This is a genomic window from Okeania sp. SIO2F4, from assembly GCF_010672385.1.
GTDB lineage: Bacteria > Cyanobacteriota > Cyanobacteriia > Cyanobacteriales > Microcoleaceae > Trichodesmium.
The window spans coordinates 1-4,326 of record NZ_JAAHGT010000839.1 but is presented as its reverse complement, the minus strand read 5'-3'; the positions used below and the strand labels follow the sequence as shown (position 1 = coordinate 4,326).

Annotated in this window: 4 protein-coding genes; 3 read left to right on the top strand and 1 reads right to left on the bottom strand. The window is 36.2% G+C overall.

The genetic code is table 11. The features are described 5' to 3' along the window. Positions 1 to 616: 616 nt before the first annotated feature. Positions 617 to 1,612 (bottom strand): phenylalanine--tRNA ligase subunit alpha, encoded by a 996-nt coding sequence (gene pheS, locus F6K22_RS33600; protein ID WP_293108368.1) that lies wholly within the window; start codon positions 1,610 to 1,612, stop codon positions 617 to 619. Positions 1,613 to 1,836: 224 nt separating this feature from the next. Here pheS and surE point away from each other — a divergent pair, with 224 nt between their 5' ends. The 3 genes from surE to F6K22_RS33585 all read left to right on the top strand — a co-directional run bounded on the left by surE (position 1,837) and on the right by F6K22_RS33585 (position 4,177). Next, positions 1,837 to 2,640: a 5'/3'-nucleotidase SurE gene (gene surE, locus F6K22_RS33595; RefSeq protein WP_293108365.1), complete on the top strand. Its 804-nt coding sequence runs from the start codon at positions 1,837 to 1,839 to the stop codon at positions 2,638 to 2,640. Positions 2,641 to 2,768: 128 nt separating this feature from the next. Continuing rightward, the gene (locus tag F6K22_RS33590) at positions 2,769 to 3,155 is read left to right on the top strand and encodes a hypothetical protein (protein WP_293108362.1); all 387 of its coding nucleotides are present in this window, start codon (positions 2,769 to 2,771) and stop codon (positions 3,153 to 3,155) included. Between the two features lie 365 nt (positions 3,156 to 3,520). After that, positions 3,521 to 4,177 carry a hypothetical protein gene (locus F6K22_RS33585; protein WP_293108359.1) on the top strand — a complete coding sequence of 219 codons (657 nt, stop codon included), beginning with the start codon at positions 3,521 to 3,523 and terminating at the stop codon, positions 4,175 to 4,177. The last annotated feature ends 149 nt before the right edge of the window (positions 4,178 to 4,326 follow it).

Here is a 4,326-nt window from a genome sequence, read left to right as displayed (position 1 = left end):
TGATTGACGCATACTTAATCAAGTCAAAAGTAATTTCAGTTATTAGTTATCAGTTATCAGTTATCAGTACCTCGTATAATAGGTATAATACGGACTTCAAATACAGAATATTCTTTTTTTTATACCCTTAAAAAAGGAGGTATAACACCCAAATTTTTCTGTCAAGAGTCATTTATGTAAGTAATACAACTTAAAGTTATACCAATTACCATGCATTAACTTAGATGCTACCTCAATTATTAAGTAATTAACATAGACTGAATAACTGTTTCAATAATTATTAGCCAGGGGCATATTAATTATTATTATGTTTACCGAAGAATTAATAATTCAATAATTCAATAATTCAATAATTCAGGTTTAAAGCCTCCCCTTTCAAGGGGAAAAAGCGGTCGGAAAGCGGAGCATGACCTTAGGATGGGATGGCGAGGTCTCCCGAAGAAAGCAGAGCCGCTTCGAAGTTCGCCATATCCAATCGACCAAGAGAAATAGATTTTTCCTTTTATTCAATCCAATCCGTTTTAGGGAGAGGTAATTATCAATTATCCATTATCAATTATCCATTATTGAACTCTCCCTACTCCCTCACTTCCCCACTCCCTTCGAGGAAAGCTAGTTAAAATTGCTGCAAAAAGCGTAAGTCACTAGCATAAACCCGCCGAATGTCATCAATTTCGTGTAGTACCATGGCAAATCTTTCTACCCCAAAACCTGCTGCAAAACCTGTATATTTTTCCGGATCGTAACCCACTGCTTGCAAAACATTGGGGTCTACCATCCCACAACCTAATACTTCTAACCATTTACCATTCCATTGTAAATCTACTTCTGCTGAAGGTTCGGTAAATGGGAAATAGCTAGCGCGGAAACGAATGGGTAGGTCTCCAAACATTTGTCTGAGGAATTCTTTTATTGTTCCTTTGAGGTCAGAAAATCTTAATCCTTCATCTACTGCCAAAAGTTCAAGTTGATGGAAAACAGCAGCGTGGGTTGCGTCTACAGTATCGCGCCGATAAACACGACCAGGAGCAACAATTCTGATGGGCGGTTCATGTTTTTCCATGTAGCGGATCTGTACTGAGGAGGTGTGAGTCCGCATTAAATTTCCGTCTGGCAAGTAGAAGGTATCCTGCATATCTCTCGCGGGGTGGTCTAGCGGAGTATTTAGGGCTTCAAAGTTGTAGTAGTCGCTTTCCATTTCTGGGCCTGTGGAGATTGTATACCCTAAACCAACAAAAATGTCAAGGGCACGGTCTATGAGGCCATTCAGGGGGTGGATTTTTCCCTGGGAGCGATGTACCCCTGGCATACTAACATCTAAGGTTTCAGCTTGAAGTTGGGCTGCAATTTCTGCTGCTTGTAAGCTGCTACGCTTTTCGTCTAGGTTAGTTTGGATGGCTTGTTTAACTTCGTTGGCGATCGCTCCTACTTTTGGTCGTTCCTCTGGGCTGAGTTTACCCATTGCACCAAGAATTTTGGACACTTGACCTTTTTTACCTAGATAACTAATCCGTAAGTCTTCTAATTTTTCTAGGCTTTCTGCTATGGCGATCGCTTCTGTTGCTCCTTGACCTAATTCTTTTAATTGAGTTCCTATATCACTTATCTGCATAATTGGTGAATAATATTTACAATACTTTTATTTTTGGGCAGGTTTGGATGGTAATAGTAATTTATAGTCTAATTTTATCATTAGCTATGTCAGTCCAGTAGAGTCAGCAAATTAGGATATATTACTGAGGACAGATTTTTCCCTAAAATCTTAACTTTATAACTTTTGAGTTCCGTGAAACGGTATTCCCTATCCTATTCCCTCTTCCCTATTCCCTTAGAAAAATGAAAATATTGGTTAGTAACGATGATGGCATTTTTGCGGAAGGTATCCGGAGTTTAGCTAATGGTTTAGCAGCAGTAGGCCATGAAGTTATTGTTGTTTGTCCTGACAAAGAACGTTCAGCCACAGGTCATAGTTTAACGCTATATCAACCAATTCGGGCTGAAATTGTCAAATCAATTTTTGATGATAGGATAACAGCTTGGGCTTGTTCTGGTACTCCTGCTGATTGTGTAAAATTGGCCTTATTTGGCTTGTTAGAAACTCCACCAGATTTAGTATTAGCAGGAATTAATCATGGGCCGAATTTAGGAACAGATATTTTATATTCCGGTACTGTTTCTGCAGCGATGGAAGGAATAGTTGAAAATATTCCTAGCATTGCTTTGAGTTTAGGCAGTTACACTTCTAGGGAATTTGAAGTTGCTGTCAATTTTGCTCAAAGTTTAGTGCAGAAAATGGAAAGCCAACCTTTAGATAATTTAATGTTACTAAATGTAAATATCCCAGCAGTCAAAGAAACAGAAATAGCAGGAGTAAAAATTACCCGTCAAGGAATTCGTCGATACATAGATATATTTGAAAAACGGGTCGATCCGCGAGGTAAAACCTACTATTGGCTAGCTGGAGAAGTGCAGGAAGATGTAGAAGACACTAACGATCAATCCTCAGTCGAAAAATTACCAACAGATATTCAGGCAATGCGTGAAAAATATATTACAATTACCCCCTTGCAATACAATCTAACTTATGGTAAACAATTGGGCTATCTACAAAAGTGGAAAATTGATAATTTTCGTGAATAGTTAACACTATATAGAATAGAAATTAAGGCTACACTATATAAAGAATAGGCAAGATATTTCAGATTGCAGATCAAAAAACTTCAGCCGTCTAACTGATAATAATTTTCGTTGATTTCTCAAAAACAAATATGAACGCTCCCACATCTAAGAGTAATTATGTAATATGTCCAATTTGCAATCGCTCCAGTATTGCACAACCAGTAGAAATGTTTAATGGGCTATTTACCTGTCCATATTGTCATTCCCATCTGGTAATAAGTTGGAGTGGCCATTATGTCAGAGACCCTTTAGCGATTCAACAGCTAGATATGGGACAAATGCTCAGACGGCAAAGTAGACCTTTGGCTAGGTTACGCCGTGACTTGACTCGTCAGTACCTACCAATATTTGCGGTAATTGGTAGTGCAATATTTTTGGGAGGAGCGATCGCTGCTCTAAGTAGGTATGATTTTAAGTCGGGTATATTTGATGGAGTATTAGAGTGGGTGCAAGAAAAAGAATTGTTTGATAATTAAAAGAGTCATTCAATCATTAATAATTAATAATTAATAATTAATAATTAATAATTACCTCTTCTTAAAACAGATAGGATTGGTTAAAAAGGAAATTTTTTTCTTTTGGAGGGGAGATTGGATATGGCAAGGTTTCCTTCCCATCCCATCCCTCGACCACTTTTTCTCCTTGCTCATGAGAGGCTTTAAACCTTTATTTTTCGGTAATTACTGAGTTTATAATATTATTTATAAATAATTATAAGGATAGGAATTACAGCAGTTTTGAAATCGATAAACTATAGTTTTTCAAGTAACTCTAAAGTATTTTCTAACTGCTGATTGCTAATTACTAAAATACAAAGTTTATTTGAGGAGTTAATATACTGATGTTAGAAGAAAATGAAATTGTATATGAAATTTTACAGGAAAAAGACATAGAGCAAACAATTAATTGCGTGGTTGATGTATTTCCCAGTGCAGAACCTATGTCAATAGCACTTAAAGTTACACCTAGTGACTTTTATCCCTTTGCTGAGATAATTTGCCAAAAAGCTGTGGCAGAAGGGTTATCTCATATTGCTAAAGATTCAGTTACTTCAGAAGTAGCAGGGTTTATTATTTCAGAGCATTTATCAAATGAGTCAGAGGAAGAAATACACAAAAATATTCCTCAAAAATTTGAGGTTGTTTCTCAAGTTTTAAAAGAGCTACATGAGCAGTACGAGATGGAAAAAAAACTCGTCAATAGCAAGATGTTTCATCTCTTTTTATTGGGAGCTAGAGAAAAATATAGAGGCAGAAAAATTGGCAATACATTAGTTGAAAATAATCTCAAGATGGCAACTCAAGTAGGATTTTCCAAAGCAATAGTAGAAGCTAGTGGAAAGATATCCCAGCACATTTGTCGGAAGTATGGGTTTGAGGATAGAGTTTCTATAGATTATCAGACTTATGAATACAAAGGAATCAAAGTATTTGAGGGAATAAAGGAGCATCAAAGCTGTATTCTAATGGAAAAAGCATTGATAATGAATAATGAATAATGAAAACTATCTCTAATTATCAATTAAGTAGGTCGGCATAATTAAACGACTAAATAGCAATCATTTTTGTTGTCTACTTTTTTGATTAATCTTATCTAATCAAATCTAAATCTTTCCCACACACAATTATTCTTTTTGCTCCTTTTTTC